This window comes from Hymenobacter amundsenii (genome assembly GCF_002204745.1).
Lineage (GTDB): Bacteria > Bacteroidota > Bacteroidia > Cytophagales > Hymenobacteraceae > Hymenobacter > Hymenobacter amundsenii.
Map to the genome: position 1 here is coordinate 1 of NZ_NIRR01000080.1, position 4,013 is coordinate 4,013.

Here is a 4,013-nt window from a genome sequence, read left to right on the forward strand (position 1 = left end):
CAGGCCTACGCGGCCATGCAACTACCGGCCGGGGCGTTGCCCATTGCCGAAGAACTAGCCGCTACCTGCCTGAGCTTACCCCTGTACCCGGGTATAAGTGAAAAGCAAGTGCAGGCCGTAGCCGCCGCTATCTGTAGCTTTACGGAGTAGTTGACTTCCCAAAAGATTAGTAGCTGCCCGATGCCCAAGCTGTCTGTAATTATCCCCTGCTACTATAACGAGGACAACATCCCGGTGACGGTGCGTGAACTGATTGCCAATGAGGCCAGCTTTTCACCTGAGGTAGACTTCGAGTATGTGATGGTGAATGACGGCTCTGAAGATGGCACCCTGCAAGCGCTATTGGATTTTCGGGCGGCGCATCCGGGTAAGGTACGGGTAGTGGAGTTGGCTGGTAACGTGGGCTCCTACAACGCCATCGTGGCCGGCATGGCCCAGGCCACCGGCGACTGTATGGCCATCATCACGGCCGACCTACAAGATCCGCCGGAACTGATTGTACCAATGTATGCATATTGGCAGCAGGGCTTCAAAATCATCATTGGCAACCGCCAGGACCGCGAGGAAACCGGGCTGCAGCAGCTTCTTGCCAAGGTCTTCCATCACCTGATGAAGAAAATCGCCCTGTCCAACATTCCCGATGGGGGCTTTGACTTCGTGTTTTTAGACCGGCAGGTAGCCGAGCACATCATTGCTTTGCAAGAGCGGAACAGCAACCTGTTCTACCTGATGGTGTGGTTGGGATATCCCTACGTGAACATTCCTTACATCCGGCGCAAGCGGCAAATCGGAAAGTCGCGCTGGACGCTCAAGAAGAAGGCCAAACTCTTCATCGATTCTATCCTGGCTTTTTCCTTTTTCCCGATCCGGGCTATTTCCGTAGTTGGCCTAGTGCTGGGTTTAGCGGCCTTTAGCTATGGGCTTTACATCATCGGCCTGCGGCTATTCGGCAGCCAGGAGCCCGAAGGCTGGTCGGCGCTAATGGTGGTGCTTTTGTTTGTCTCGGCCTTTCAAATGACAGCCTTGGGCGTTATCGGCGAGTATGTCTGGCGTGGGCTGGATGCTGCTCGTAAGCGGCCACTGTACGTGGTGAAGGAGGTGTATAAGTGAGGAGGCTATTTCATTCAGCAGGCGACGGCGTAGAGGTGCAGCACTCTGCACCTTGTCGTTAAACGACAGTATGAAGCGGTCAACAATAGCAAATGATGCGAAGATGTAGTCCTACATTATGCTGAGCACACCGCTTGCGAAATTGCTATCGTATAGTATAAACTTAGGGGCTTAGGAAGCAAACCGGCTTATAAAGGTTGCTGTCGAAGCAATTTAAGCAAGGATTTGTAGAGGTCTTGGGGGCGGTGATTGAAGCGAAATGCACATTCTTTCAAATGCAGCAAAAACAGCTCTTGGTGTAGACCGCGAAACTGCTGGAGCCGGGCTTTGGCAAAGCCCCAAAACGACTCGATGCCGTTGATGTGGGCTGCGCCCTGCACAAACTCATCCTGCCCGTGATGGACCCGGAATTGGCGGTCGTAGCCCACGTCCACCAAGCCGTCGTAGCCGCGCCAGCCATCGGTATTGACCATGGCCGAGACGTCCACTTTGCCCCGGATAATGGCTTGCAAGGTCTTTTTCTGGCAGTTGGGGACAATTTCCGTATACACCTGACCGCCCCGTTTGAACAGGCCAAAGACCACCGTTTTGCCCCCGGCCCCTCGGCCCCGCTTACCCCGCACCCGCCGCGGACCGAAGTAGCATTCGTCCAACTCGACAGCTCCGGCTAGCTCGACCGGCACGCGGCATGCGGCCTGCATACGGCGGCGCAACCGCAGGTAAATCGTGTTGACGGAGCGTATGCTCAAGCCCGTGAGTCGGGCTGTGTCAGAGGCCGTCAAATCCAGGGCAAACAGGCGCAGTAAATAGCGGAATTTGACCTCCGAAATTTTTGCAGATTTGTAGTAGCGGTTAACTTGCTGCATGAAAGGAATTTACAAAGGTTTTGAACGCCTTTGCTTCCTAAGCCCCTATCATTATTTTAAATTTATATATAAAAAATGATTTTTATTTCTTGTATACATGAATAACTACTCTAGCTATCTTTTCCATAAAAGTGTCTTTAACGCTATCCTTAACTATTTTAATAGCATCGTACTGAATGTTTTTTAAGGCTGGAATAACTGCCCTAGCCACTTTCTTCTGCATTCCTTTAGGTATTTTAGAATAATAATAATTTTCAAAAAAGGACAGAATATCTCCTCTTTTCATTCGCGAAATATCCTCATTTTTATATGAGCCAGCATAATGAATCAAGAAAGGATACTTGACACCTTGCTTTATATCATCTATTTCAATTTCAGAAATGCTTTCTTGATCGCTCCAAAGCATATATTGCTGAGCAGCTATAGTTATCTCATTATTCTGCACTTTCCTATGTAGCACCACGTTGAGTATTGATTGATCAACGAGAGGCATAAGTTTCATATTTGTATAAAAAGGAAAATTATTTCTATCAAAATAATTCTCAATATCTGATTCAGTTAATTTTCCGGTCTTAACTATTGTTTGCCCTCCATTAAAAACGTAACCAGGATATATAAAATCTGGTTCAACTTTTTTTATTTCATCGTAATCATAATAAAATGATTTTATGTGCTCGCTCCTTGGGTTACTCACATGATATTGGTCAACTATAAAGTCGATATTAGGAAATTTCTTGTATAAATTATCCAGAACACGGCCAATAAAAATAATATCAGCGTCCAACAATGTCACCTGCTCATTAGGAAATAAATCTGAGAGGAGAAAATGAAGCTTTGCAGCGCTCCAACCAAATTTCTTTATTCCAAGGTCCAGCACCTTGACGTTGAAATAAGTTTCCATCTCTTCAGATGAAAATTCTCCACGCAGATAATCCTTCACTATATACAAATTAGCGCTGGGGTAATAATACCTAATACTGGCAATACATATGCGGGCCAAATAAAAATCCCCTTTATTACAAAAAACGACGATAGTCTTGGGTTTCATAGGCGAAATGAGTGAGTTATTTTGAAATGCTGTTTTTCAAATTTCTTGCCAAGAAACGCGAATAATTAATGTAATAGCGATTTCACAAGCTATATATATATATATATATATTATTTATTATATATATTGATTTGATTCACGGTGTGCTAAATGCAATGTTCACGAAACTGCTAAAAAACATGGAGCTTAGGAAGCAAAGGCATTGAAAATGCTTGCAACTTTCTTTCATGCAGCAAGTTAACCGCTACTGCAAATCTGCAAAAATATCGGAAGCTAAATTACGTTATTTATCCCAAGTTGCGGACTATGCGCCGAGTTGGGCGAGGGTGTGGGTGAAGACGAACAGCAACAGTTTAAGGGGGGATACCCGAGCCGTTACGGCGTGGATAGATTTGGCGAAACGTTCCGTAACCTGGCTAATGGTCGTTTCCACGCCTTTGCGAAAGTGCTGAATCAGAAAGTTTTACCACGGCTCATGCAGCCGCTTGCTGTTCTTTCGGCGGTCCACTAGTAAGGCCACTTTCTCGGCCTCGTACCAGGCGTCTTCCAGCGCGTAATCCGTATAGGCGGCATCCGCATAGAGGGTGCTGCCCGCGGGCAACTGCGGGTCCAGGGCTTTGAGGCCGGTGATGTCAGCCTCGCTGCCGGCATGAATATAGAACTCGACTGGCAGCCCGTCGTGGGTCATGAGCAGCTGCACTTTGAAGCCGTAGAAGTAGCGCCGCTTGCTGGCCGAGTAGCCCCGGTAGGTCTCGCCCTCCAGCAATTGACAGCGGTTGATGCGCACGTTGTCGGAGACGGCAACGGGAAATGAATCGATGACATAGCGGGCCTCGGTGTTGAGCTGTTTCAAGTGCTGGCCCAGGCTGAAAAACAGGTACTTAAGCGTTTCGTGCAGGCGGTGCAGCTGGCGGGTAAAGCCGCTCTTGTCCAGCGCTTTCATGCCCCAATGCTGCTGCATGTAGCGGCGAGCGGCGGCCAGATTGCCG

General features: G+C 48.0%; 4 protein-coding genes and 1 pseudogene. 2 read left to right on the top strand and 3 right to left on the bottom strand.

Annotated elements, in window-relative coordinates; translation table 11 throughout:
- Window positions 1-15 precede the first annotated feature (15 nt).
- Together CDA63_RS19860 and CDA63_RS19865 are read left to right on the top strand one after the other, a co-directional pair.
- The gene (locus CDA63_RS19860) at window positions 16-150 is read left to right on the top strand and encodes a DegT/DnrJ/EryC1/StrS family aminotransferase (RefSeq protein WP_242434760.1); all 135 of its coding nucleotides are present in this window, start codon (window positions 16-18) and stop codon (window positions 148-150) included.
- A gap of 30 nt (window positions 151-180) precedes the next feature.
- The gene (locus CDA63_RS19865; protein WP_088466196.1) at window positions 181-1,110 is read left to right on the top strand and encodes a glycosyltransferase family 2 protein; all 930 of its coding nucleotides are present in this window, start codon (window positions 181-183) and stop codon (window positions 1,108-1,110) included.
- Between the two features lie 188 nt (window positions 1,111-1,298).
- On the opposite strand, the gene CDA63_RS19870 is transcribed toward CDA63_RS19865, so the two are convergent.
- The 3 genes and pseudogenes from CDA63_RS19870 to CDA63_RS19880 form a co-directional block, all read right to left on the bottom strand.
- Window positions 1,299-1,976 carry an IS1595 family transposase gene (locus tag CDA63_RS19870; protein ID WP_088466197.1) on the bottom strand — a complete coding sequence of 226 codons (678 nt, stop codon included), beginning with the start codon at window positions 1,974-1,976 and terminating at the stop codon, window positions 1,299-1,301.
- A gap of 82 nt (window positions 1,977-2,058) precedes the next feature.
- Window positions 2,059-3,024: a glycosyltransferase gene (locus CDA63_RS19875; RefSeq protein WP_088466198.1), complete on the bottom strand. Its 966-nt coding sequence runs from the start codon at window positions 3,022-3,024 to the stop codon at window positions 2,059-2,061.
- A gap of 304 nt (window positions 3,025-3,328) precedes the next feature.
- A pseudogene (locus tag CDA63_RS19880) lies at window positions 3,329-4,013 on the bottom strand (IS982 family transposase); the annotation flags it as partial.

Coding starts and splice junctions, on each gene's coding strand:
- CDA63_RS19865 (WP_088466196.1), top strand. CDS start 181: ATGCCCAAGCTGTCTGTAATTATCCCCTGCTACTATAACGAGGACAAC.
- CDA63_RS19870 (WP_088466197.1), bottom strand. CDS start 1,976: ATGCAGCAAGTTAACCGCTACTACAAATCTGCAAAAATTTCGGAGGTC.
- CDA63_RS19875 (WP_088466198.1), bottom strand. CDS start 3,024: ATGAAACCCAAGACTATCGTCGTTTTTTGTAATAAAGGGGATTTTTAT.
- CDA63_RS19860 (WP_242434760.1), top strand. CDS start 16: ATGCAACTACCGGCCGGGGCGTTGCCCATTGCCGAAGAACTAGCCGCT.